A 26289-nucleotide genomic window follows, 5' to 3' on the forward strand; every position below is an offset into this window, starting at 1 on the left:
TTTCAGATCGAAATTTGGTCATTATCGTGCGCGGATACACCGGGGGTGCCTCAGTTGCACCTGATCCGGAAGCGGGTCTTTTGTTCTTGTCAAAGGTTTTTGAAATAGGAGATTTTTATGCTTGTTGCCGCCGGAACACCGTTTGACCTTGGGGCTATTGCACTGGGGGGTACGCAAGGCGAAGTCGCCCTGCTCGGGAATGGAAATCTATTTGTGGTATGGGCCAATACCGTCAATCCCCTGCTGCCTGCCCCCGGTACGGATGCAGAGGGGACAACAGTTGTCGGGCGCATCTTCTCGCCGACGGGCACAGCGGTTACGGATGCCTTTCAGATCAACATGACCGAGCCGTTCTTTCAGCAACACCCTGAAGTTACGGTCTTGAACAACGGTAATGTGGTTGTCGCCTGGACGGACACGCCCTTTGGGGCTGCCCAGACGGATGCCCAGGCTCGGATCTATGCGCCAGATGGTTCGCCTGTGACAGATGAATTCCTGCTGGCGAGCATCACCGACGGGGATCAGCGTATCCCGCAGGTGGCGGCGACACCGGATGGCGGTTTTCTCGCCGTGTGGAATGACGGTCGGGCAGAATCCTTTGGCCAGTATTTTGACGCGTCCGGTGCGCCTTTGGGCGCCGAATTTGTCGTGCCTAACGATTTTGGCGAACGGTTGTCGTCGCTGGTCGTACTTGACGATGGTAGTGTGCGCTACATCGTGGCCGAGAAGTTGTGGACAAGCGACGGGTCGCTCTTTGAAAGTGGCGGCTACACCTATTTGAATGTCTCATCGACGAGCACATTCAACAATATCTATGAGGCGCTGTTTGACACTGCGATGACCCAGTTGACCGGGACCCGGTACGCGACCGCTGGTGTGGTAGAAACCTCTGACGGGATCTATCAGGTCTGGGCGAGGGTGCGCGATGCATCGAACTTTGACAATCTCATCCAGCCCGAGTCGACGGAGACCGGGGTCTACGTCGCGCTTAGCAGCGACATCCCCCCGATTGCCGGCGCCTTCAAGGTCGAAGTGGATCTGGCCCCGCTTAGCAATGGCGGTTTTGTTGCCGTCTGGGCGCAATTGTCGCTGGCCGAGGATGGCTTTAATCAGGAAGTCGAAGTGCGGGCGCGTGTTGTCGGCCCGGATATGGCGCTGATCGGTGATGAGGTGACGCTGTATACCGATTCAACCGCGACCGGGATCCAGGTGCAGCCGTTTGTCACCGAAATGGCGAATGGTCAGGTCTTTGTAGGGTGGAGCGATACCAGCCTGGAAGTGAGCGATGTTCCATACACCTTGGTTGGCAACATCTTTGATGTCGAAGGGGTGGAATTTGTGCCGCCGGGCAGCACCACCGAGCCGACAGAGTATAACGACACGCTGATCGGCACCGAAGGTGACGATGCGATTGCCGGGATGGGGGGTGATGACCTGCTGTACGGCTTGGGGGGGAACGATTCCATCGCGGCCTCATCTGGCCGTGACACGGTGTACGGCGGTGACGGCGACGATCAGATCGGTGGAGGCACAGAAAACGACAGTATCAACGGCGGCGCTGGCAACGACACGATTGGGTCAGGGCAGGGCGACGACGTTGCAGATGGTGGCGATGGAGATGACATCGTCAACGGTGGTGCCGGGGACGATACGCTGAGCGGCGGTGCCGGGGATGATGTCATGGGCGCCAGCTTTGGTGCGGATGTGCTGAACGGCGGCAGCGGCAACGACGACATGGGTGGCGGCACCGGATCCGATCGGATCGACGGCGGTGAGGGGAATGACAGTATCGGCGGCGGTGAAGGCAACGACACAATTGATGGCAGTGGCGGGGACGACTTCCTCGCCGGGGGCGGTCGGCATGATTATGTGAACGGCGGCACCGGCAATGACACCATCAATGGTGGTGCTGGCAATGACACCATGTCTGGTGCCGGGGGCGACGATGTTTTTGTCTTCAATAGCTTCAGCGATGGCGAGATGGACGTCATCAACAATTTCGAAGATGGCGCGGATAGCTTCCGCATGACTGGCGTGGAAAATGCACCGGGCACCGGTTTGGCTGGCAAGGTTGCGGCGCTGAACATCACCGATATACAGGGCGGCGTCCTGATGACCTACGAGGGCCACACCATCGAAGTGCAAGGGATTACGGCAGCGGATCTGACGGCTGAGGATTTCGTATTCGTCTGAGTCGGTCCGCTATCGCGCGGCAGACGGGACATGCTTCGGGTGGTTTGCGCGCAGCCTCCGTTTCAGAATGGCATCTGGACGATTGACGTATGGAGCGGGGTCTGTCCATCGCCGATACGGGCGAGGGTTTTGGCCTTAGGTGCGGTTTTGTGAAATCGACCACCCTGCGCGGTAAAGATGGCCAGCACACCGAGCATGCGCCGTAGTTTCAAACTGTGCATTCTTCTTCGCCTCGCCGCTTAGAAACCGTGTTGTGTCAGGCAGACATTGGCGCGCTGCGGTGACGATGCATCCAAAACCTGTGGACAGACCGTGCAGGGCCTTTCACCTTGGCATTCTGGATATACCGAGACGGGGAATGCGATGAAACTGCCGGACCACGGCCGCTATGATTTTCAGCCGATCACCCTGAGGCCGGATTTCGACTGGCCGGGAGGGGCGCGGCTGGCCGTCTATCTGGGGATGAACCTAGAGTGCTTTGGCTTTGGTGATGGGTTGGGGGCAGAGCTGGCCAATGGGGGGCCACAGCCCGACGTGCTGAACTATGCTTGGCGTGATTACGGGAATCGGGTGGGCGTTTGGCGCATGCTTGATCTTTTTGACCGGCTCGGACTGCCGTGCACCGCGCTGGTCAACTCTTATATGTATGACGCCGCGCCGGGTGTTGTCGAAGCGTTCCGCGCCCGCGGTGACGAGATCGCCGGACATGGCCGTAGCAATGCTGAACGTCAGGGCGGCCTGGATGAGGTTGCCGAGGCTGGTCTGATCGCCGAAGCCACCGCACGGATCACCCGTGAAGAAGGGCAGGCGCCGCGCGGTTGGTTGGGGCCCTGGATTTCGCAAAGCAGGGTGACGCCTGATTTGTTGCAGGAGGCCGGATATGAATATCATCTGGACTGGTGTCATGACGACCAGCCGGTTTGGATGCGGACACGCTCCGGACGGATCCTGTCGGTTCCCTACCCCCAAGAACTGAACGACATCCCTCAAATCGTCGGGCGCAAGCGTGAGGCAGCAGAGTTTGCCGATATGATACTTGATGCCTTTGACGTGCTCCTGAAAGAGAGTGAACAGCGCCCGCTGATCATGGGGATAGCGCTGCACACCTATATTATGGGGCAGCCGCATCGCCTGAAGCATCTGGCAAGGGCGCTGAGCGATATGCAGGCCAACGCGAATGGGCGCGTCTGGTTCACCACAGCAGGGGCGATCAGCCAGCATTTTCACGGCTTGGGGATATGATCAGAAGAAACAACACCGATCTGTGAGCAGATTCGGGTGAATCAAAGCCCCGGTACGATTTATTTTGCGCTTCTGAGGCGAATCCGGGGCCTGAATCGCGAGAATCTGCCCCGAGTCGGCGACTCGATCCTGGGATTTTGCCCCAAAAAGCGGTGGATGAGGGCCGCAGAGCCCAGCATGGATGATCAAAAATTCACTATTTTTCACGTGTTTCCTGAGGAAAACGACAGTTTTGTGAATTTCTTCAAAAAAGTGCTTGCGGGTCCCAGCTACTAGACCTAAAAGCCCCCTCACCGGCGGCGCTGAGGTGCTAACGGGACGCCGGACGGGGCGGACGGGACGGGGTGGCGCAGGTCACCGAGGTTGGTTCGGATCGGAAGGCGGCGACGGAAATTAGAGGTATTGCAGGCGGGGCGCGCCGAAAGTTAGGGCGCATCTTGGTTTGTTTTTGTCTCGTGCTCTTTGACATTGCTAATATCTGAAGAGATATGTGGGCGGTTTGGTTCAATCGATGAACAGACGCTGCATATCGCGCTAGTAGGGGCAACCCGATGATCTAGTGTCAGCTTCACTGTTTGACGGACTTCGGTTTCCAATGGAAACTGATGTACATCAGACAGAAGACTGTTCTTTGGTTTTAACGTTTTATTATGAGATGGCGGGTGACTGTTATCGATTAGTGAAGCGGTGAGACAAAGAACGATGTGCAGAGGTTCGAACGTCAAGGATAAGCAGTAATGCTTTTCAACTTGAGAGTTTGATCCTGGCTCAGAACGAACGCTGGCGGCAGGCCTAACACATGCAAGTCGAACGGCACCTTCGGGTGTAGTGGCGGACGGGTTAGTAACGCGTGGGAACGTACCCTTTTCTACGGAATAGCCTCGGGAAACTGAGAGTAATACCGTATAAGCCCTTCGGGGGAAAGATTTATCGGGAAAGGATCGGCCCGCGTTAGATTAGATAGTTGGTGGGGTAATGGCCTACCAAGTCTACGATCTATAGCTGGTTTTAGAGGATGATCAGCAACACTGGGACTGAGACACGGCCCAGACTCCTACGGGAGGCAGCAGTGGGGAATCTTAGACAATGGGCGCAAGCCTGATCTAGCCATGCCGCGTGTGTGATGAAGGCCTTAGGGTCGTAAAGCACTTTCGCCAGAGATGATAATGACAGTATCTGGTAAAGAAACCCCGGCTAACTCCGTGCCAGCAGCCGCGGTAATACGGAGGGGGTTAGCGTTGTTCGGAATTACTGGGCGTAAAGCGCGCGTAGGCGGATTAGAAAGTATGGGGTGAAATCCCGGGGCTCAACCTCGGAACTGCCTCATAAACTACTAGTCTAGAGTTCGAGAGAGGTGAGTGGAATTCCGAGTGTAGAGGTGAAATTCGTAGATATTCGGAGGAACACCAGTGGCGAAGGCGGCTCACTGGCTCGATACTGACGCTGAGGTGCGAAAGTGTGGGGAGCAAACAGGATTAGATACCCTGGTAGTCCACACCGTAAACGATGAATGCCAGACGTCAGCAAGCATGCTTGTTGGTGTCACACCTAACGGATTAAGCATTCCGCCTGGGGAGTACGGTCGCAAGATTAAAACTCAAAGGAATTGACGGGGGCCCGCACAAGCGGTGGAGCATGTGGTTTAATTCGAAGCAACGCGCAGAACCTTACCAACCCTTGACATCCTAGGACCGCCAGAGAGATTTGGCTTTCTCGTAAGAGACCTAGTGACAGGTGCTGCATGGCTGTCGTCAGCTCGTGTCGTGAGATGTTCGGTTAAGTCCGGCAACGAGCGCAACCCACATCTTTAGTTGCCAGCAGTTCGGCTGGGCACTCTAGAGAAACTGCCCGTGATAAGCGGGAGGAAGGTGTGGATGACGTCAAGTCCTCATGGCCCTTACGGGTTGGGCTACACACGTGCTACAATGGCAGTGACAATGGGTTAATCCCCAAAAGCTGTCTCAGTTCGGATTGGGGTCTGCAACTCGACCCCATGAAGTCGGAATCGCTAGTAATCGCGTAACAGCATGACGCGGTGAATACGTTCCCGGGCCTTGTACACACCGCCCGTCACACCATGGGAGTTGGGTTTACCCGAAGACGGTGCGCCAACCTGTTCGCAGGGGGCAGCTGGCCACGGTAAGCTCAGCGACTGGGGTGAAGTCGTAACAAGGTAGCCGTAGGGGAACCTGCGGCTGGATCACCTCCTTTCTAAGGATGATCCTAGATTGATAGCTTGCTATCAACGTGGATCACTTAGCATGGTTTCTACCTTTGGAAACCAAACATCATACGGGCCAGGCCGTCCTCATATCTCTTCAGAAACGCTAGGTTCCGCATGGATCCTGCCCTAGGTAGCCGTAAGGCAATAGGGTGGATATCCGCGGAATTCCGGGCAAGGGGCCTTAGCTCAGCTGGGAGAGCGCCTGATTTGCATTCAGGAGGTCAGGAGTTCGATCCTCCTAGGCTCCACCACGAATTTGGCGACCCTTCCAACTGATGCGCTGATGGCCCTTAAGAATGGGTCGGTAGCTCAGGTGGTTAGAGCGCACGCCTGATAAGCGTGAGGTCGGAGGTTCAAGTCCTCCTCGACCCACCATTCTTCTTCGATTAGATCGTTAAGCACTGTTAAGTGTTTAACCGTCCAATCGGACGAATTGACATCGTATAGAGAGATACAAAATCAACACTGTTTGATCACCCGAGTATGGGAATGATCTCAGTGGGGAGCAAAGGCCGCAAGGCTGATGCGAGCAGGACTTTAGGTTGTTTCCTCGACCGAACCCCTGTCTGCCTCGCTGAAACGAACAGAGTTGTCCAAGTCAAGTACACTAACCCGGTTCAACATTCGCACGGATGTTGGGCCACTGCGATTTAACCATCGCAAAAGTTCAGACCAAAGGGTCTGAGCGGGAAAAGTATGCTTTTGATTAGTGTCACAGGGAAGTCAAAAGGCTCTGTGACCGCAGTAAGAGCGCTCAAGTAGCAACGCAATAGCGGTGTAAAAGAGCCTAGCTTTTACTGGATCAAATCAAGCGCGAAAAGGGCGTTTGGTGGATGCCTTGGCAGTAAGAGGCGATGAAGGACGTGATACTCTGCGATAAGCCATGGGGAGCTGAGAATAAGCTTTGATCCATGGATTTCCGAATGGGGCAACCCACCTGACAGTTTGTTATAATAGCCTTCGGGCTGCTTATAATGGGCTGAAACAGGTACTTATTACCTGAATACATAGGGTTTTAAGAGCAAACCCGGGGAACTGAAACATCTAAGTACCCGGAGGAAAGGACATCAATAGAGACTCCCCTAGTAGCGGCGAGCGAACGGGGACCAGCCGAGTCCTGAGAGTGACCAGAACGACCTGGAAAGGTCGGCCATAGCGGGTGACAGCCCCGTATGGGAAGCTCAATGGAACGTATTAAGTAGGGCGGGACACGTGAAATCCTGTTCGAAGATCGGAGGACCACCTCCGAAGGCTAAGTACTCCTTACTGACCGATAGCGAACCAGTACCGTGAGGGAAAGGTGAAAAGCACCCCGACGAGGGGAGTGAAACAGTACCTGAAACCGAACGCCTACAATCAGTCGGAGCTTGACTGGACTCTAATAACAATCTGGGCCATGAGATTGTCCTGTAGAAACGGCTGGAAGAGAGCAGAAGTACTGTTCTCCGGCAGCGAAGCGATAGGACGAGAAACATGGCTGACGGAACTTTTGCAGTGCTTATGCTGATAGCCGGACTGACGGATATGGGCATGAATCATTGCGGCACGGAGGCAGGATGCCTTGGCAAGTCGGAAACGACCCCAAGGCTGGCAATCTCCGCAGGCCAGGTTCTGGAGCGGCGCGCCAAAAGCGCCTCTGAAGTCTATCTGCGTTACGATCTGGGCCGCAAACGTGGGCCATTTGGAAATGCGGTTGGACTTTCGGTGGGTGAGCATGGCGAAACCTGGGTGGGCTTTGGCTCAACCTATACCTACCAATTCGGACGCAGCCCGCTCTATGCGGAACTGCATGCAATGCCGGGTCTTTACGCCGATAATGGCGGATTTGACCTTGGCGGACCGGTCGAATTTAGATCGGGAATTGAGTTGGGTTACGAAGGCCGGGAAGGCTGGCGCTATAGCGTCAGTTACGATCACCGGTCCAACGCAGGGATCTATGACATCAATCCGGGAATTGAGACCGTTCAATTCCGGGTGAGTGTCCCGCTTAAGTAGAAGATTATTATTAGTGTCCAGTCTTGTGACGGCGTACCTTTTGTATAATGGGTCATCGACTTGGTCTATCTAGCAAGCTTAAGCCGTTAGGTGTAGGCGCAGCGAAAGCGAGTCTTAATAGGGCGTTGAGTTAGATGGATCAGACCCGAAACCGAGTGATCTAGGCATGACCAGGATGAAGGTAAGGTAACACTTACTGGAGGTCCGAACCCACACCTGTTGAAAAAGGTCGGGATGAGTTGTGCCTAGGGGTGAAAGGCCAATCAAACTCGGAGATAGCTGGTTCTCTGCGAAATCTATTTAGGTAGAGCGTCATCCGAATACCCCGGGGGGTAGAGCACTGGATGGGTAATGGGGCCCCACAGGCTTACTGATCCTAACCAAACTCCGAATACCCGGGAGTACTAGATGGCAGACACACAGCGGATGCTAACGTCCGTTGTGAAGAGGGAAACAACCCTGACCTACAGCTAAGGCCCCTAATTCATGGCTAAGTGGGAAAGCAGGTGGGACGACCAAAACAACCAGGAGGTTGGCTTAGAAGCAGCCATCCTTTAAAGATAGCGTAACAGCTCACTGGTCTAAATAAGTTGTCCTGCGGCGAAGATGTAACGGGGCTCAAGCCATGAGCCGAAGCTTAGGATGCCGTAAGGCATGGTAGCAGAGCGTAGTGTGACATAGTTCCATGTCTCTTTTGCCTCTTTCGGGAGGTATTGGAGACGCGGAGCTTTCTGTGAAGCTGGCGCGTGAGCGATCCGGTGGAGAGATCACTAGTGAGAATGATGACATGAGTAGCGACAAAGAGTGTGAGAGACACTCTCGCCGAAAGTCCAAGGGTTCCTGCTTAAAGCTAATCTGAGCAGGGTAAGCCGACCCCTAAGGCGAGGCCGAAAGGCGTAGTCGATGGGAACCAGGTTAATATTCCTGGGCCAGATGGAAGTGACGGATCTCGAAGATTGTTCCTCCTTATCGGATTGGAGGGGCCGTTGAGAGGTTCCTGGAAATAGCTCCATCGCTAGATCGTACCCTAAACCGACACAGGTGGACTGGTAGAGAATACCAAGGCGCTTGAGAGAACTATGTTGAAGGAACTCGGCAAAATACCTCCGTAAGTTCGCGAGAAGGAGGCCCGGTTTCTAGGCAACTAGAGGCTGGGGGCACAAACCAGGGGGTGGCGACTGTTTACTAAAAACACAGGGCTCTGCGAAGTCGTAAGACGACGTATAGGGTCTGACGCCTGCCCGGTGCCTGAAGGTTAAAAGGAGGGGTGAGAGCTCTGAATTGAAGCCCAGGTAAACGGCGGCCGTAACTATAACGGTCCTAAGGTAGCGAAATTCCTTGTCGGGTAAGTTCCGACCTGCACGAATGGCGTAACGACTTCCCCGCTGTCTCCAACATAGACTCAGCGAAATTGAATTGCCTGTCAAGATGCAGGCTTCCCGCGGTTAGACGGAAAGACCCCGTGCACCTTTACTACAACTTCACACTGGCATTAGGCCGAACATGTGCAGGATAGGTGGTAGGCTTTGAAGCGTGAACGCCAGTTTGCGTGGAGCTTCCCTTGAGATACCACCCTTGTTCTGCTTGATGTCTAACCGCGGTCCGTTATCCGGATCCGGGACCCTGTGTGGTGGGTAGTTTGACTGGGGCGGTCGCCTCCTAAAGCGTAACGGAGGCGCGCGAAGGTTGGCTCAGAGCGGTCGGAAATCGCTCGTTGAGTGCAATGGCAGAAGCCAGCCTGACTGCAAGACTGACAAGTCGAGCAGAGACGAAAGTCGGCCATAGTGATCCGGTGGTCCCAAGTGGGAGGGCCATCGCTCAACGGATAAAAGGTACGCCGGGGATAACAGGCTGATACTGCCCAAGAGTCCATATCGACGGCAGTGTTTGGCACCTCGATGTCGGCTCATCTCATCCTGGGGCTGGAGCAGGTCCCAAGGGTACGGCTGTTCGCCGTTTAAAGAGGTACGTGAGCTGGGTTTAGAACGTCGTGAGACAGTTCGGTCCCTATCTGCCGTGGGTGTAGGATACTTGAGAGGAGTTGCCCCTAGTACGAGAGGACCGGGGTGAACGAACCACTGGTGGACCAGTTGTCGTGCCAACGGCAGTGCTGGGTAGCTAAGTTCGGACAGGATAACCGCTGAAGGCATCTAAGCGGGAAGCCCCCCTCAAAACAAGGTATCCCTGAGGGCCGTGGTAGACCACCACGTCGATAGGCCGGAGATGTAAGCGCGGTAACGCGTTCAGTTGACCGGTACTAATGGCCCGATAGGCTTGATTTGATCCAGTAATAGCCAGGTTTGGCTCGCTGGAACAAAAGCATACACACCAAGTGGAACGACTTGGACAACGTTGATTGAGGAAAACAACCCTGTCGAGTGCGCAAGCATCCGATGTTCAGGGATTTATTTGGTTTGGTGGTCATAGCGCGAGCAAAACACCCGGATCCATTCCGAACCCGGCCGTTAAGTGCCGTAGCGCCGATGGTACTGCGTCTTAAGACGTGGGAGAGTAGGTCACCGCCAGACCTAATAAGTCCCTGAACAAATGTGTATCTCTCAACGATGTTCAGCGATATCGCCTTGGCATATCCAAAATCGGAGCGCCATAAAACTGTCGCGGGATGGAGCAGCCCGGTAGCTCGTCAGGCTCATAACCTGAAGGTCGTAGGTTCAAATCCTACTCCCGCAACCAAAAACTTTGACTTAACAGTCGCTTAGAAGCCGCCCTACCGGGCGGCTTTTTGCGTTCAAACATTTCGGAAGCACTGCGGAAGCAAGAGGGCGCGCAAGGCTGCGAATGTATGCGCAGTGACGATCAAAGAATCCGACTCAAAGCCGCCGCTGTGTCGGATGCCGCCACCCATGAGCAATTCAGCTTTGTATCGCAGCTGTCCGGTAATCCCCCCCGAAAGTAAGGGGCTGCGGAAGTAGAATTTTCTCGGCAAGATGCATGAGGAGATTCAGATGAAGATGACGAGATACAGTGAGCCGCAGATCCTTGCGATCCTGCGCCAGGCCGAAGGCGGTGTTCCGGTGGCCGAGCTTTGCCGCGAACATGGTATGAGCACAGCGTCCTTTTACAAATGGCGGGCGAAGTATGGCGGGATGGATGCTTCAATGATCGCGCAGACCAAGGCGCTTGAAGACGAGAACCGACGCCTGAAGAAGATGTTCGCAGAGTTGAGCATGCAGAACGAGTTGCTGAAGGAAGCCCTTGGAAAAAAGTGACTGGGCCATCTCAGCGACGAGAGATGGCCGCAACGGCGGTAGAGCGACGCGGGGTCAGTGTCGCCGTGGCGTGCCGCACCTTTGGGGTTAGCGAGACCTGCTATCGCTACAGCCCGCTTCTGAGCGATGAGAACGAACAGATTGCCGATTTGCTTGTCGGGCTGACGGATACGAGGAAGACTTGGGGCTTCGGACTTTGCTATCTGCACCTGCGCAACGTCAAAGGTCATCCGTGGAACGGTAATCCCCCCCGAAAGTAAGGGGCTGCGGAAGTAGAATTTTCTCGGCAAGATGCATGAGGAGATTCAGATGAAGATGACGAGATACAGTGAGCCGCAGATCCTTGCGATCCTGCGCCAGGCCGAAGGCGGTGTTCCTGTGGCCGAGCTTTGCCGCGAACATGGTATGAGCACAGCGTCCTTTTACAAATGGCGGGCGAAGTATGGCGGGATGGATGCTTCAATGATCGCGCAGACCAAGGCGCTTGAAGACGAGAACCGACGCCTGAAGAAGATGTTCGCAGAGTTGAGCATGCAGAACGAGTTGCTGAAGGAAGCCCTTGGAAAAAAGTGACTGGGCCATCTCAGCGACGAGAGATGGCCGCAACGGCGGTAGAGCGACGCGGGGTCAGTGTCGCCGTGGCGTGCCGCACCTTTGGGGTTAGCGAGACCTGCTATCGCTACAGCCCGCTTCTGAGCGATGAGAACGAACAGATTGCCGATTTGCTTGTCGGGCTGACGGATACGAGGAAGACTTGGGGCTTCGGACTTTGCTATCTGCACCTGCGCAACGTCAAAGGTCATCCGTGGAACCATAAGCGGGTCTATCGCATCTATTGCGCGCTGGAACTGAACCTGCGGATTAAGCCCCGCAAACGGCTAAAGCGGGATAAACCCGACGCGCTGGCGGTACCCGAGGCCCCCAACATGACCTGGTCGATGGACTTTATGGCCGACAGGCTGAGCGACGGTCGTCAGTTTCGACTGCTGAACGTGCTGGACGACTTCAACCGCGAAGGGCTTGGCATTGAGGTCGACTTTTCATTGCCTGCTGAACGCGTGATCCGGAGCCTCGATCGCATCATCGAATGGCGTGGCAAGCCCGGCACGATCCGGGTCGATAATGGCCCTGAATACATCAGCATCAAGCTGCTGGAATGGGCTGAGAAACAAGGTGTTACCCTCCAGCACATCCAACCAGGACAGCCCCAGCAGAACGCCTACATCGAACGTTACAACCGCACCGTCAGGAATGAATGGCTGGACCAACACATCATCGAAAACATCGAGGAGGCCCAAGACTTCGCCACGCAATGGCTCTGGACTTACAACAACGACCGCCCGAACATGGGCATCGGCGGCATCACACCCGCACAGAAACTGAAAATGGCCGCGTAAGTTCTACGGCTGCACCCCATTAAAAATGGGGGGATTACCGAACCATAAGCGGGTCTATCGCATCTATTGCGCGCTGGAACTGAACCTGCGGATTAAGCCCCGCAAACGGCTAAAGCGGGATAAACCCGACGCGCTGGCGGTACCCGAGGCCCCCAACATGACCTGGTCGATGGACTTTATGGCCGACAGGCTGAGCGACGGTCGTCAGTTTCGACTGCTGAACGTGCTGGACGACTTCAACCGCGAAGGGCTTGGCATTGAGGTCGACTTTTCATTGCCTGCTGAACGCGTGATCCGGAGCCTCGATCGCATCATCGAATGGCGTGGCAAGCCCGGCACGATCCGGGTCGATAATGGCCCTGAATACATCAGCATCAAGCTGCTGGAATGGGCTGAGAAACAAGGTGTTACCCTCCAGCACATCCAACCAGGACAGCCCCAGCAGAACGCCTACATCGAACGTTACAACCGCACCGTCAGGAATGAATGGCTGGACCAACACATCATCGAAAACATCGAGGAGGCCCAAGACTTCGCCACGCAATGGCTCTGGACTTACAACAACGACCGCCCGAACATGGGCATCGGCGGCATCACACCCGCACAGAAACTGAAAATGGCCGCGTAAGTTCTACGGCTGCACCCCATTAAAAATGGGGGGATTACCGTTCAAGCCGAACTAATACACCAAGTTCTTCTGATTGCGGCGTCGCCGCGCTTCATGCGATGGTGCGCGTCATGACATCCGCGCCCAATGACAGAATCGATGACAGCCTGATCGCGTTGCGGCGTATTTTGCGCGCGACCGAGCTGTTTGCCCGTGATCTCGCTCAGGCCGCGGGGGTCACGCCGGCGCAGATCAGGGTGCTGCAGATCGTCGACGAAAAAACCAGCGCCACACCCAAGGGGCTTGCCACTCAAATGGGGGTGACACAGGCTACAGTCACCGCGCTGGTCGACAAGCTGGTCGCGCAGGGTCTGGTCGAGCGGGTCCCGTCCGAGCTCGACCGGCGTCAGACCAATGTGGTGGTGACGGAGCAGGGCCGCAGCCGGTTGAAAGATGCGCCCGATGCGCTGCAGCAACGCTATGTGCGTGCTTTTGCGCGGCTGGCAAATTGGGAGCAGGCTCAACTGGTTTCGTCGCTGGAACGCGTGGCTGATATGCTGGACGCCAAACATATCGACGCCTCACCCGTGCTGACGACTGGCGACCTTCATGTTGGCAAGCAGAAGGACTAGAAATTACGGCCAGCATTCGGTCTGTATCAGCTGTCTTCAAGTGCGAAAAACGACAAAGGCCGGACCCGGTGCCCCCGATCCGGCCTTTGTCTTATTTGCAGCTTTTGGCGATGTCAGCCCAAGAACAGGAAGTCGTCCACCCCGAGGTTTGCTGCGTCGACGCCGGTGATGCTTATCGTGTGACTGTTGAAGTTCAGAGTGACGCCCGACGCGGTGGCGGTGCCAGCGGCGCCGTCAATGTCGATGACGGCGTCGGTGATGTTCAGCGCATCGACCTTGCCCTGAAGCCCCCGGCCCGTCACGCCCGCAAGGCGGAGGATGTCCAGGCCGTCCTCGAAGTTCAGGATCAGGTCGCTTTCACCGTCTACCAGCTCGTTGAAGATAAACAGATCTTCGCCCGCGCCACCGTCCATCGTGTCATTGCCCGCGCCCCCGTTCAGCCGGTCGTCACCCGCGCCGCCAAAGATCAGATCATCGCGGCCACCCCCGGCAAGGAAGTCATCGCCATCGCCGCCGTCAACCGTGTCGTCGCCTTCGCCACCGCCAATGCTGTCATTGCCGACGCTGCCGGTCAGGCTGTCACGTCCGGTGCCGCCACCGAGACTGTCGTCACCTTCGCCGCCGTCTACGGTGTCATCGCCGAACGAGGCGCCCATGGTGTCATTGCCTGCACCACCGCTGGTGAAATCATTGCCGGGGCCGCCGTTGACGACGTCGTTGCCATCACCGCCGTCCATCACGTCGTCGCCCTGACCGCCGCCCATGGTGTCGTTGCCGCCGCCGCCGGTCATCGTGTCGTTGCCGGTGCCACCGCCCATGTTGTCGTCGCCGTCACCGCCGTCTTCTGTGTCGTTCCCGTCCGAGCCAGAGATCCGGTCATTGCCAGCACCGCCGTTGATGGCGTCATCGCCGTCGCCACCTGACAGAACGTCGTCGCCACTGCCGCCGACAAGGCTGTCATCGCCAATATCACCTGCAAGCGTATCGTTGCCCGGCCCGCCCGAAAGCGTGTCATTACCGGTGCCGCCCAAGGTGCTGTCATCGCCAGTGGTGCCGGTATCGGTCACTGGCGGCTCTGTTGGTTCTGTCGGCTCCGAAGGGGCAACCGGCAGCCCACCCGCGCTGCCAGCACCACCCGAGGCCCGCGTTGGCGTCGGGTCGAGCATCACGGTCTGGTCGGAAAACCGGATTTCCTCGATTGATCGCAGCTCAACCTGATACTCGGGCAGCAGTTCGAGTTCTTTCGTCTGGTAGTTTTCAATGTATTGCTGAAGCAGATAGTGGTCGCCCATCAGTGTAAGCACGAAATTTTCGGCAGGCAGAACGATATCCACAACATCGGTGCCCAGACCGCCGTCGACACTATCGAGCACGTTGGTGTTGTAAAACGAGATCGTATCGTTGCCTTCTTCGGCATGCACATCGCGACTGCCCGAGATGGCATCGTCACCCAGCGTCCCGATCACCGCGTCCATGCCCCGGACATTGTTGTCGTCGCCTGACACCAGCGGGGTCGTCATGGTCGAATAATCGGTGGTGTCATACCCCGAACCACCACTGCCGCGCAGCTGACCAAACTCTTCTTCGCGGACAAAACGGTCGTCACCCGCCCCGCCGAACCAGCTGGCTTCGCTCTGGATATCGGCGCCGTTCTGATAAAAGATATCGTCGCCCGCGAACCCATAAATCGTGTCCGTCCCGTCTGTGGCCAGAAACGTATCATTCCCGGGCGTGCCAAAAATGCTGTCAGGCCCATCCGTCACCACATCACTCGGCAGCCGGTCAATCGTGACAACTGTGCCGAATATTTCGTTGGTGCCCGGCCCATTGCGGTCGGTCGTGTCGGTCCAGCCGATGAACAACTGGCCATTCGCGCCTGCGCTGATAAAGGGCGGCGCAATACTGGTGCCCTGAACGCCGGTGGCGATGGTCTGTACCTCTGACACCGGAACAAGTGTCGGATCAATCAGCTGCGCGAACAGGCTGAATTCCGGTGCCGCCTCGGTTCCGCCCGAGACCTGCGTCCAGACCACCGCAAAGGCGCCATCGGGCAAGATGGTGATCGCGGCGGCCGGATCAGGCCCAAAGAACCCCAGATCGCCGACATCGGCGCTCAGCGTCGCGGTATACTCAATCGCATCCGCGGACTGGACCAGATCGGTGCGTGTGGCGGGGCGCGGCGTGCCGTCCGGAAATGGGTCGGTATTGAATGACGCCTGCGTGCTGGCCTCAAGCAAATGTACCTGGATGCCGCCGCTTCCGATTCCAACAAACGCGACCCTGCCGTCGCCCAGGCCAAAAGCATCATCGTTGAACCCGCCGGTGCGGCTGTTGCCGGTAAACCCGCCATAGCCGCTCATTGTCGGATCAAACACCCCGGCTGAGCGCTCATAGGTATCGAGGTTAAAGGTCTGTTGGCCGACCGCAGAGAGGTGGAAAATATCATTCCCCAGCGGTACCAATTCACTATCCTCAGAGGTGCTGTCACTGCGCAGATAAAACTCTTCGCCGATGGGCGCGCCTGAGGCGTCAAACCGCTGACCGTACCAGATTTCCGACGTGTTTGAGATGCGCCCATCCGACCACGTGGCGACAAACCCACCGTCAGATGTGGGGGCGACCTGCGGAATGCGCTGATCGTTCTCGGTGGTCGAGGCAAGCTGGATTTCGCCCGAAACGGGCACGCCGGCCGGGGTGATCACACGGCCATACGCCTCGACCGCGCCATCCGCGATCGCGGGGCCATCGGTCCAGACCACGGCCAGATTGCCGCCAGTCAGAACCGTGATATCCGGCTGACCCTGTCCAGAGGCGGCCAGAGATTCATTTACCTGAAAGACATCGCCGCGTGCGCTGCCGTCAGCATTAAACGTCCGTCCCAGAACGGCGGTGAACTGTTCGTCCGTGACATTCGGGATCGGGAACAGCGACGTAACAAGCTGCGTCCAGACCACCATAAATCCGCCGTCCTGAAGCGTAACAACTTCGCCGTTATTGGAACCGGCACCGACGGGCGCAAGAGGTTGTGTCATTTATATATACCTTAGATTTTCAATTGTTGTCAGTCATCTCGAATGGCGCGATCAAATATCCTGCATGCGTGTCGCCCGATGGATGCGACCTGTGCGATCCAGTCGGGCCGGTCGGCCTGAAAGATTGGCGGATCGTTTAAATCTACCGTGGAAAAATATATCCTAGAGCGCGGCTCGCGTGTCAATATCTGAGTAAATACCGGGCAGGTTGCCTATGTTCAAATCACCTGTGACAGCTTTGGAGGTGGGCGAATTCATTCAGCTTGATCCGATTGAGACACGGCCCGTTAAAGCTGTGATCAACAGGCCGCTGCAATAGCCGATACGTGGGATAGTATTCCGTCGATTGAAGGGATGTGCCCGTCGCGTCTCAGCATGGGACCGGGTGTTTCGGACACCCTGCGGCGTTCCGCCACGCGCGCGGTTTTTCCTCAGACGCGAAGAGCAGATCAGATCGCGAAAGTGTCAAGGAATGCCGTCATCGCGCGGGTTCGAAACCGGCGTGGATCGGTCAGGACACTGAAGTTGCGGCGCGGTTTGTCCGCCCACGTGACCCGGCGCACGGCAAAGGCGCGTTTATGTGCCAGGCGCATGGATCGCCACGATAGCATCGCGATGCAGTTGCCAGACCGGATCCCGCCCAGAATTGCCTCGTTTGTGGGAAGCTGCAGCAATACCCGCAGATCACCGACCGAAAGACCCATGCTTTTCAGGTGCTGCTCCATCACCATGCGTGTCCCTGACCCGGGTTCGCGAAGCAACCATTGCAGCGATCGGTAATCATCTGCATCCAGCCGGGGCTTCCTCGCCAGCGGATGGTTGCGGGGCAGGACCAGCACAAGTTCGTCGTGACCGACTTTGCGGATTCTTAAATCGCTTGATGGCATGCCGCCTTCGATAAACCCGACATCGGCAGTGCCATCAACCACCGCCTGGGCGACCTCCTGCGTGTTGCCGGGGTGCAGGCTCATGTCCACGAGGGGCCAGGCCCGGTGCATCGTCATCATCCTGGGTGTCAGCCAATAGCTGACGATGGTTTGGCTGGCCCAGATCCGCAGCGCGCCCCGTGGCTCTTGTGACAGGTTCAACATCAGGGCCCGCGCGGAACTGGCCTCGTCCATGACCTTTTGGCCCGCGTCGATCAGAAGCTGACCAGCTTCGGTCAGAACGATACCGCGCCCGATCCGGTCGAACAACTTTACATCATACTGCCGCTCGAGCGTGGCGATGGCTGCGGAAACCGCCGATTGTGTCAGGTTCAGTCGCTCTGCCGCGCGGGTCACGTGGCAAAGCTCGGCCACCGAGAGGAAAATGCGGAGTTGTTCCAGTGTCATGCTGAATCATAAGCACAACCGAACGAATATAGCAATCTAATCAATTGGAGTTGTTGTTGTGATCGCGCGATACCGTTCACAACAAAAGGATGGTGTCATGACAACGGAAACCTTAACGCAATCGGTGTGGCTGGACCGTCTGGCGGTTCTGCTGCCCGGCCTGGCTGTCAGTTTCGCGCTGGCCCTTGGCGGCACGATGATTTGGAGGCTGGGCGGTCAGCCGGCCTTGCTGAGCCCGATGGTGCTGGCCATGGTTGCGGGGATCGCCATGCGCAACACGGGTGTCGCGGGGCCGCGGTTGTCTCCGGGCACCAAGATCGCGCTGCGCCCGATCCTGCGGACCGGGATTGTGTTGCTCGGCTTTCGCCTGACATTGGGGGATTTGGGCGGATTGGGGCTGTCGGCGCTGGCGATGATCATAGCTCTTGTGGCCATGACTTTTGTGCTGATCCGCCGGATTGGCCGCTTGCTCGGCGTCAGGTCCGAGTTGAGCGAGTTGATCGCTGCAGGCACGTCGATCTGTGGCGCGTCTGCCGTGCTGGGGATGAACACCGTCACCCGCGCGCGCGACGAAGACGTGGCCTATGCGATTGCCTGCGTCACGATTTTCGGATCGCTGTCAATGCTGATCTTCCCGGGGCTTCAGTCCGCGCTGGGGTTTGACGATGCAACATTTGGTCTGTGGGTCGGGTCGTCGCTGCATGAGGTGGCGCAGGCCGTAGGCGCCGGATTTTCTGCAAGCGACACCGCAGGAGAAACCGCGACGATTGCCAAACTGAGTCGGGTTATCCTGCTGGCGCCGATGATCCTTGGCCTCGGGCTGCTGCGCGACAAAGGAAGAGGCGAGGCCACCGGTCAGTCGGTTCCCTGGTTCGTCATCGGGTTTCTCGCCGTTGTGATCCTGAATACTTTTGTTCCAGTGCCGCCGGTGGTTATCGATCTGCTGCTGGCCTTGTCAACGTTCATGCTGTCGATGGCTCTGGCGGCCATGGGGTTGGAAACCAACATCTCCCATCTGCGCCGGGAAGGGGTACGCCCGCTGATACTGGGCGCGTTCGGCTGGGTGTTTATCAGTGTGTCGGCGGCAATCGGGGTTTCCATCCTGATCAGACTGGGTTGATCGTCCGGCCCGGAGGATTTTGAACTCATCGGCTGGCGCGCGCTGCCATTCACCAAACATGCGCGTGACGGTTCTGTGGATGTTGTAGGATTTCAACCCTTCCGCCCCCCGTCCTCAAATACCACTGTGGTCAGCATGGCGCTGGCGGGGGGCGTCGGACTCCTTGAGGATGATTGCGCAGCCTGTCGCCAGCGCCGTACTGATCTTGCGCGCGGGTGAGTTGATCCGGAAATTCCACGAGGCGAATCCGGTGACGACGCCGTTCGTTTGCGCCCCATTCGATGAATTCCGCCCCTCGCACCACCTCGGTGCCGGCCTCAACAATCGGTTTGCCCTGTTCCAGTGCGATCGCTCGCGCGATACGTTCCGCCCGCTAGAGGGTCCGTAGACAGCAAATCGCAGCTTAGGCCAGTGCCCGGATTTCGCGAGGGTAGCTCACACATCCGCAAAACCTAGACATCAAAGCCAGATCGGTTCTTCCTAAATCTGATCTATCAGATGCCAAGTCTGACAAGCAGTTCGACTGCACATAGTTGTTCGAGACCAGGCTCACTTCAAGTCATAGGCGGGTTTGCGCGCTACGCTGAATCCGTTGCCAGCAGCCGATCTTCTCGCGGGATCAGCGCGCGCAATGACTTGAGGCACAGATAGAACTGATCATTGATTAAGGCGTCCGTCGCTTCAGACAGAAGGTTGCGACTGTCACTATCGGTCAAGATGCGGCTTAGCTCTTCAATTTGCCGAAGCAGTTTCTGACGGGATTCAGATGGATCTGCGTCACCGGTCAGAACCAACTGTGTTGCGTAGCAGATCCGACGTACAGGGGTACGCGCGTCCTTGGGATGGATAGCATCGCGAAGTCGCAAGATGTTGGCATTTGGTGAAACGATCGATAGGCGGCTGCGACGATCGCCATTTTCAATAACGGCACCATTGATCAGTACCCGCTCTTTAGGGGCGAGTTTTAGGACAAGTCCACTCATCTGTTTGCCCTCCGGCCGCTCAGCCCCTTAAGAATGGCGGTATTTATTTCGAGGATCGGTCCGACTTTGGCATTTCCGGCCAGCACATTGCGGGTATGTTCCTGCATGAACTCAGCCAGATAGAAGATCCTGGCCCGCAATTCCGGCGGCAGGCCATTTTCCTCAGCACTGACATCTGCAGCAAGGACGGTCCACAGACGGCGATTGTCGTGCAGTGCTGCTACAAGCTGCGGAAAGGCGCGCTTCCCCTGCTGTGCCGCCTGTTTGATTCGATAGGTTACGCGGGCGATGATTTCGTATTCCGTGCCGCGATCCGTCCGGGTGGAGGAGGCGGTATCTGAGTAGGCGCGTTGCGCCATTGAATGCGCGTTCACGACACATCCTTCCAAGCAGGGCCAAATTTAAATGATTCAGGGCGGGAAACGGAAATCGGAGGCCGCGTTGCGACGGCCCCCGAAGGACCGGTTACCGGAACAGTGACAGAAGCTGCTGCGGAGCCTGATTGGCAATCGACAGGGCCTGAACACCCAGCTGCTGCTGCACCTGGAGCGCCTGGAGACGGGCGGATGCCTCCTCCATGTCGGCGTCAACCAGCGAACCGATGCCGGACTTGAGCGAGTCGGTCAGGCTGGAGACGAATTCCGACTGCGTTTCGATACGGCCCTGGGCCGAGCCGAAGGCGGCGGCCGAGTCGATCGAAGTTTGGATCAGATCCTCGATCACGATCAGCGCTGCCTTTGCGCTGTCTTCGGTGCTGACGTCCAAATCGGCCATCTGATCCAAACCGCCGCCGGATGTACCGCCGGAGGTTACGACAAAGTCCGTGGCAGCGAACGCCGCTGCGCCAGCCACACCGGAGTTGTTGGTGATGGTCAAGGTGGCGGTCGAGTCGCCGTCATTCGAGTAGCTTGCGGCGTAGTCGTCCCCATACCCGGCTTTGGTCAGAGCGACGTTGATCTGGGACGCCATGCCTTTGGCGATATCTTCTGTGGTGTCACCGGCCTTCGCCACATACGAGACGGCAGCCGTGATGTCAGTGCCCGCCGCAACCGAAAGTTTGTCAAAGCCAGTAGCCGCAAAAGTGTATGTATCACCGGCGAGGACGCGGGCGCCACCACGCAGCGTGTTTGTGACATCGCCGTTGATAGCGAACGTCACTGTGGACCCAGCCGGTGCGGCAAGCGTTGCTGTGCTGCTCGCAGCTGCGGTTGTGTTGATTGTCGTGGCAGATGCCACGACGGTGCCCGCGACCTGAGCTGTCTGGCTCAGCGACTGCTTCGTTATACCAATGGAGGAAGAGGCCACCCCACTGCCCGAGCGATCCAGAGACGACAGGATATTGACCGTGCCACTGTTGCTGTTTTTGATTTGCTCGGCGATGGTATTGGTTGCGGAGGTTCCGGCCGGGGTCACATTTTCAAGATCAAGGAGACTCAGGCCATTGAACTGCGCGGCGCCGGTGACCGATCCGATCTGATCCCGCAAAGCGGTGATGTCAGCCTGGATTTTGACACGGTCTACGTTGGATTCCTGTGCCGCAACGATCTTGCCTTTCATCTGGGTCAGAAGGTCTGTCACAGTTTCTGCGGCCGAACGAGCCACAGCAACGGTCGATTCACCCAGATTGAGGCTGTCCGTGATCCCTTTGAAGCCCTGTACGTCCGATTCCATGACCTTGGAAATCGCCCAGATCGCCGAGTTGTCCTTGGCGTTCGCAATGTTCTTGCCGGTCGAGATCTGGTTCTGGACTGTGCCGAGGTTGGAGTTGATGGATTTCAGCGTCTGAAGCGCAACCATTGCGCCATTGTTGGTCAGCATGCTTGACATGTCGTTTTAATCCTTGCAGTTCGTTTGGCGCTTTTGCGCCTGGTTTGGATGTCGCCGTTCGAGGCGTTTGAACGGGTCTTCTGACACCTGCAAAAACCGCGTTGCGACCCCTGCGCCACCCCTCTGGATGCCTTCTCACCTTGCGCTTTCCAGTCCTAACGGAGTGCTAATCGCCACCAGCCGAATTGCATGGATTTTAGTCAAACCTGACCTTATGCGCGCTTCTCCAGCCTGCTCAGATCCGGAGCAGCAATAGACGATTTGCGCCCATGCTCATCATAAGTGTCCAGAGATTTGCGCAACTGGCGCAGTGTGCCGAGTCGACTGGCGACGTTGCGGATACCTTCTAGCGCGTGATCGAACAGAACCTGGTTGCGCCCTAGCTTGATATGTAGCGGCTGCAGATCTTCTTTGATTGGGGCGTCGGCATTTTTGAGGGCGTCGATCAGGGCTTCCTTGCGTCGCATCAGCGTGTCGACTTGCAAAAACTCGCCAGCCAGTAGAGCGACCCGTTCCTCTTCTAGCAAGGTGTCGAGCGCGTCCATAATTGTGGTGATGTCCTGGGCGGATTCCGATCCGCTGAGTTCTGAGGGGTTGGACGTGTCAGTTGTATTATTCATGGTCTCTGTCCTTTAGTGAATGATATAGCGACTCGGCCAAGCCGATGCCGCCCTTTGCCACCATGGCGCGCGCCTGTTCATCGCGCAGGAAAGAGGCAAAATGCTCCTCTCCCTCGCCGCCACCGAACGTGTCGCTGACTTCTCCTAGACCAGCGGTCTTGAGCATCTCGCTCAGGAACGTCGCTTCAAGGCTCCGAGCGGCGGACCACAGCGATGCGTCACGTTCGCTTTGGCCTGTAGGCGCGCCCGGCGTTGTGCGCGACCGTGGCGTCAAGGGGGGGATCGGGGGCAGGTCCATCTGGTTCGCTCCAATTCGAGGCAATTTCAGGATTAAGCGTCAGAGTCGGTAAAGAACTGGTAAGGATGTTGCCGCTATCCCGGTGTCCACGGAAGAATTCCTGGGAGCGATCATGTTGAGCAGTCTCACTGCCCTGTTGTCACGGGGCCTATTTGCGGCACCCGCAGACACACCGATGCCAGAGCCCGAAGGCGAGGCGTCGGGGTTCGCGGGCATCTTTAGCGAGCTTGGCGGGCAGTCGTCCAATCCGGAGAGTGGTCTTTCCGAGGAAACCGTTCCCCACCAGAAGCCATCGGATGTGGTTTCTGTCGAAGTGCGGACCGAGGCGAAATTCGCGACAGGGGATACAGTCGGCGCAGAGTACAATGAGAACAGCGACGATCCAGAGATTGGTCCTCGGGTTACACTGCCGATGCCGCCGGAATTCGGGCTGCAGCCAACGGCATTGCCGCCAAATCAGCCGGGTGGTGCCCCCAGAGTGCTGCAGCGGGATCTGATCGGGATGCCCATCCAACCCAATGATGTGGATGAAGAAACGCCCACCGTTATTTTGCCTGGCGGTCGGGCACGACCCGAAAGCACCGCAGAAAATAGCCCCGCAACATTGTCCCCCCAATCCTTGGAGGCGCAAGCGCCCGTGAAGCGGATGCTCGATCTCTCTGAGGTCAAAGCGCAGGGTTTTATCGCCGCGGATCTATCAGCTGCGCCGGTGTCTGGCAGGGATGGTGCAGATCTTCAGAGGTCTTTTTCGGGCGAGATAAGGCGGAAACCGTCGATGTCAGGCCGACACGGCGCGCCGACACACACCGATAGTGCTGCAAACCGGTTGCGTGAAACCGCCGAATCTCAGGCGGTTTCTGAGACGACTGAAATGCTGCGTTCGGGCAGCAAGTCGTCGGATGAAAATGCGACTCGCCAGAATATTCGTGTCGTGCGTGATCCGCATTACGTAACATCGCGACCGGCAGCGACCCGTAGTGATGGCCTACCACCCGCCATAGCCGATTCTATCCCGGACCAATCCGACTTTTCGCATGGCCAGTCTTCGAGTTCGAAATCCACTGGCGGCGATCCATTGAACGCCAAAACCGAACCGAAACGTCCGGAAATCTCCGTACCTACGCATATCGCGCACGACCTGCGCCGGCCGCCATTTCGGACGCCGTCTGAGATGGCTCAAGAGTCGGCGCAGGGCGAGGAAAAAAGATTTACTGATAGATTCGTTCCAGATCGCCCCCAAGTTGGGGTGAAAGCGGCGCAAAGCCTGATAACCACCACGCGCGGAAACGTGCCGGAGGGCAGAGCCGAACCGGCAGCTCAGCTTCGCCACGAAGGCATTCCAGAATTGCGATCGGCATCTGCGGACATCACGTCAGCAGCTGGTTCGCGCTCATCGCCACTTCGGGCAGAATCAGCGTCGCCGTCTCTGTTGGTTCAGGGGACAGGATACAGCCAAAGCGGAGCCCCAGATTCTCCACAGATCACGCGGGATTCGAGTTTCGTCTTCACTTCTGAAACGAAGGAGAGGGTATCGAAAACCCGACCTAACGCATACTTGCAGCGCAGCCCAGGTATCGACACAGGCCAGCCGCGGCTGCCACAGGACGTTGCAACGTTGGTACGGCAGCAAGGTTCAGTCCGCGGCGCTCGGACGTCTTTTTTGGAACCGTTGAATGGTGCGCAGCCACCCCAGGCACGGGCGACCACGATGGAACTACAGATATTGGGCGAATCGCAGATTCAATCGCCCAAATTGTCAGCGCAAGCGCAACCGTTTCGTTCCAAAGGCAATGCGCCCCCCGCCGTTGATAAGGCGTCGGTTCAAACGATTCGTGAACCCATTGATCGAGTGGGGGCGGTCCCCCGCGCGTCGTCAGAAGCGTCGACTTCCGAGAGAGGTTCAGGTGCGCCTGTGGCGCTTGTGAAAAATGGCGGGTCAGCGGCAGTTCATTCCGAAAGGGCTGCAACGGTTCACGCACTGGCCCCCCAACCTTTGGCGGAACCGAACCGTGACACTGGCGCGATTCTTGACGCCGGGAATTCCGTTTCCAGGCGGGCGACGCCAAGGATTGTAGATCGCGCGACAGTAGATCGACCCAAGCCAATCGAACCCTCTGCTATAGCAGGGTCGCGCCCGCCACTCATTGTCCCGACGCTCGATAGCAATCAAGTCGAAGCCTGGCGACCGGTGGTGACGCCGACAGCGCGCTGGCGTCCGGTTGAGGCTCATCCGCAGATTCAGCGCGATGTGGCGACTGAATCCGAATTGCCGACGGTCCAAATCACTTCAAACGTCTACGGCAAGAGTGCCTTGACCGCCAAATCAATACCTTTGGAGCTGGCCAAGCCTGATCTGCTTGAAACGGAAGTGATGAATGTTGCAAAGGAAGGTCGAAGGATACCGACTGTCCCAGGCTTGGGGCTGATTTCAGAGGAGCTAAACCAGCCAGCGTCTGGAAACGACGTTCGCCCGGCTGGCAAAGAACCTGTCGCAGATGTCAGGATCGCGTCGGAACAGGTGCACATGAAGGCGGCCGCTACATCACGGGTAACGGTAGATACTCCTGACGCGACGCCAACGCGCGGCGGTGGCACTACGGCTTCTATCGCAGTAAACGCGGAAAGTTCGGGACGATCTTCAGACCGCAGAAACAAGACCGAAACATCGGTTCCTAGTCGCCCCGCTCCGGCCGTTGCAGCGCATAGCATTTCGCATTCAGATGTCCTGTCTACACCCGATCGGAGCACAGCCGCGTTGCCGATGCACCCCGATGCACGGCCGTCAGCACAACCGGACACCGCAGTAAATACGACCTCAGTGACGTCGTCCGAAGCGACGGAAAACCGCAGACCGCTCCTGTCCGAGAGTGATTCGGATCGGGTGCGGGCGACCAACCGCGACATCGACGTTTCGGTGGCATCCCGCCCCGCGGACTCGCCGGATATCAGAAAGCGGTGGCAACCGCGCATGACTCAGGCGCAGGCGCCGGTACAGGCAGGGATTCCTGCCCCGATTACAGAATCCGAGGCGACGCAGAGTCCAGAGCCAAAAAGCCGCGATGAAGATGCGGGTCTGCAATCTCTGGGCCTTTCGACCACCGAGGGGCGAAGTGGTGCATCCGCATCCGCGCCGGTTGTGGCGGCATATTCACGCCACGATACCTCTGGCGCTGTCCTGCGGCAGCTGGTTGAGGCGGCTACGCTGCTCAAGGATGGGCCTGTGGAACTGCGCCTCAACCCCGAAGAGCTGGGACGGGTCAGAATGCAGATGGTGACGTCTGATCAGGGAATCGTGATGAACATCACTTCGGAACGCCCCGAGACGTTGGACCTTTTACGTCGCAACATCGACCAACTGCAGCGTGATTTGACGCAACTGGGATATACCAGCGTTTCCTTTTCGTTCGGCCAGTCCGGACAGGGCGGGACGAACTTGGGCGCTCAGAGAGATTCAGAGGCCGAGGCGTCAAATACCCCCACCAGCGTCGCCCCCCCGCCGCAAACATCTCAGCCCGTTGCGCATATCAGCGACGGCCTCGACATCCGCTTGTAAGG

15 protein-coding genes, 3 tRNA genes, 3 rRNA genes and 2 pseudogenes are annotated in these 26289 nt (G+C 57.3%); 14 read left to right on the plus strand and 9 right to left on the minus strand.

Annotated features, from left to right (window positions below; translation table 11 throughout):
- Nucleotides 1-117 precede the first annotated feature (117 nt).
- Nucleotides 118-2193: a calcium-binding protein gene (locus IMCC21224_RS27645; protein WP_053078880.1), complete on the plus strand. Its 2076-nt coding sequence runs from the start codon at nucleotides 118-120 to the stop codon at nucleotides 2191-2193.
- Between the two features lie 62 nt (nucleotides 2194-2255).
- On the opposite strand, the gene IMCC21224_RS27650 is transcribed toward IMCC21224_RS27645, so the two are convergent.
- Nucleotides 2256-2414, minus strand: coding sequence for a hypothetical protein (locus tag IMCC21224_RS27650; protein ID WP_156178099.1), 159 nt, complete (start codon nucleotides 2412-2414; stop codon nucleotides 2256-2258).
- A gap of 142 nt (nucleotides 2415-2556) precedes the next feature.
- On the opposite strand from IMCC21224_RS27650, the gene IMCC21224_RS03450 reads away from it, so the two are divergent.
- The 11 genes and pseudogenes from IMCC21224_RS03450 (at nucleotide 2557) to IMCC21224_RS03515 (ending at nucleotide 13520) form a co-directional block, all read left to right on the plus strand.
- Nucleotides 2557-3435: a polysaccharide deacetylase family protein gene (locus IMCC21224_RS03450; protein ID WP_047994166.1), complete on the plus strand. Its 879-nt coding sequence runs from the start codon at nucleotides 2557-2559 to the stop codon at nucleotides 3433-3435.
- A gap of 745 nt (nucleotides 3436-4180) precedes the next feature.
- Nucleotides 4181-5646, plus strand: a 16S ribosomal RNA gene (locus tag IMCC21224_RS03460).
- A gap of 188 nt (nucleotides 5647-5834) precedes the next feature.
- Nucleotides 5835-5910, plus strand: a tRNA-Ala gene (locus IMCC21224_RS03465).
- Nucleotides 5911-5957: 47 nt separating this feature from the next.
- Nucleotides 5958-6034 (plus strand) — tRNA-Ile (locus IMCC21224_RS03470).
- Nucleotides 6035-6464: 430 nt separating this feature from the next.
- A 23S ribosomal RNA gene (locus tag IMCC21224_RS03475) occupies nucleotides 6465-9936 on the plus strand.
- A 131-nt stretch (nucleotides 9937-10067) separates the two neighbouring features.
- Nucleotides 10068-10182, plus strand: a 5S ribosomal RNA gene (gene rrf / locus IMCC21224_RS03480).
- The 16S, 23S and 5S rRNA genes sit together here with 3 tRNA genes alongside, the layout of an rRNA operon.
- 89 nt (nucleotides 10183-10271) lie before the next feature.
- Nucleotides 10272-10348, plus strand: a tRNA-Met gene (locus IMCC21224_RS03485).
- A gap of 272 nt (nucleotides 10349-10620) precedes the next feature.
- Nucleotides 10621-11123, plus strand: a pseudogene (locus IMCC21224_RS26910) (transposase); the annotation flags it as partial.
- Nucleotides 11124-11193: 70 nt separating this feature from the next.
- Nucleotides 11194-12281, plus strand: a protein-coding gene (locus IMCC21224_RS03505; RefSeq protein WP_156178101.1) for an IS3 family transposase whose coding sequence is annotated in 2 segments (ribosomal slippage) — nucleotides 11194-11455 and nucleotides 11455-12281 — 1089 coding nt in all. Because the reading frame shifts where the segments join, the coding sequence is not laid out codon by codon here.
- Between the two features lie 40 nt (nucleotides 12282-12321).
- Nucleotides 12322-12909 (plus strand): annotated as a pseudogene (locus tag IMCC21224_RS03510) (IS3 family transposase); the annotation flags it as partial.
- 110 nt (nucleotides 12910-13019) lie between these two features.
- Complete coding sequence (locus IMCC21224_RS03515; protein ID WP_047996844.1) at nucleotides 13020-13520, plus strand: MarR family winged helix-turn-helix transcriptional regulator; 501 nt, start codon at nucleotides 13020-13022, stop codon at nucleotides 13518-13520.
- A gap of 113 nt (nucleotides 13521-13633) precedes the next feature.
- On the opposite strand, the gene IMCC21224_RS26915 is transcribed toward IMCC21224_RS03515, so the two are convergent.
- Together IMCC21224_RS26915 and IMCC21224_RS03525 are read right to left on the minus strand one after the other, a co-directional pair.
- Complete coding sequence (locus tag IMCC21224_RS26915; protein ID WP_082135116.1) at nucleotides 13634-16552, minus strand: calcium-binding protein; 2919 nt, start codon at nucleotides 16550-16552, stop codon at nucleotides 13634-13636.
- Nucleotides 16553-17001: 449 nt separating this feature from the next.
- On the minus strand, nucleotides 17002-17886 hold the full coding sequence (locus IMCC21224_RS03525) for a LysR family transcriptional regulator (RefSeq protein ID WP_047994170.1): 885 nt from the start codon (nucleotides 17884-17886) through the stop codon (nucleotides 17002-17004).
- Nucleotides 17887-17983: 97 nt separating this feature from the next.
- On the opposite strand from IMCC21224_RS03525, the gene IMCC21224_RS03530 reads away from it, so the two are divergent.
- Nucleotides 17984-19006, plus strand: coding sequence for a YeiH family protein (locus IMCC21224_RS03530; protein WP_047994171.1), 1023 nt, complete (start codon nucleotides 17984-17986; stop codon nucleotides 19004-19006).
- Nucleotides 19007-19120: 114 nt separating this feature from the next.
- Here the strand turns inward: IMCC21224_RS03530 and IMCC21224_RS27655 are convergent, their stop codons facing one another.
- The 6 genes from IMCC21224_RS27655 to IMCC21224_RS03560 form a co-directional block, all read right to left on the minus strand.
- Nucleotides 19121-19330 (minus strand): aldehyde dehydrogenase family protein, encoded by a 210-nt coding sequence (locus IMCC21224_RS27655; RefSeq protein WP_369795988.1) that lies wholly within the window; start codon nucleotides 19328-19330, stop codon nucleotides 19121-19123.
- A 254-nt stretch (nucleotides 19331-19584) separates the two neighbouring features.
- Nucleotides 19585-19989, minus strand: a complete 405-nt coding sequence (flbT, locus tag IMCC21224_RS03540; protein WP_047994173.1) for a flagellar biosynthesis repressor FlbT — start codon at nucleotides 19987-19989, stop codon at nucleotides 19585-19587.
- Nucleotides 19986-20348, minus strand: coding sequence for a flagellar biosynthesis regulator FlaF (flaF, locus tag IMCC21224_RS03545; RefSeq protein ID WP_231582008.1), 363 nt, complete (start codon nucleotides 20346-20348; stop codon nucleotides 19986-19988). The genes flbT and flaF overlap by 4 nt, the downstream gene beginning before the upstream one ends.
- Nucleotides 20349-20454: 106 nt before the next feature.
- The gene (locus tag IMCC21224_RS03550) at nucleotides 20455-21816 is read right to left on the minus strand and encodes a flagellin (RefSeq protein WP_047994175.1); all 1362 of its coding nucleotides are present in this window, start codon (nucleotides 21814-21816) and stop codon (nucleotides 20455-20457) included.
- 212 nt (nucleotides 21817-22028) lie between these two features.
- Entirely contained in the window at nucleotides 22029-22436 is a 408-nt protein-coding gene (locus IMCC21224_RS03555) for a flagellar protein FlgN (protein WP_231582009.1), read from the minus strand.
- Nucleotides 22429-22734 (minus strand): rod-binding protein, encoded by a 306-nt coding sequence (locus tag IMCC21224_RS03560; RefSeq protein ID WP_047994176.1) that lies wholly within the window; start codon nucleotides 22732-22734, stop codon nucleotides 22429-22431. Before IMCC21224_RS03560 ends, IMCC21224_RS03555 begins: the two co-directional genes overlap by 8 nt.
- A 175-nt stretch (nucleotides 22735-22909) precedes the next feature.
- Here IMCC21224_RS03560 and IMCC21224_RS03565 point away from each other — a divergent pair, with 175 nt between their 5' ends.
- Entirely contained in the window at nucleotides 22910-26287 is a 3378-nt protein-coding gene (locus IMCC21224_RS03565) for a flagellar hook-length control protein FliK (RefSeq protein WP_197089160.1), read from the plus strand.
- Nucleotides 26288-26289: the final 2 nt, after the last annotated feature.

The organism is Puniceibacterium sp. IMCC21224 (genome assembly GCF_001038505.1).
Classification (GTDB): domain Bacteria; phylum Pseudomonadota; class Alphaproteobacteria; order Rhodobacterales; family Rhodobacteraceae; genus Puniceibacterium.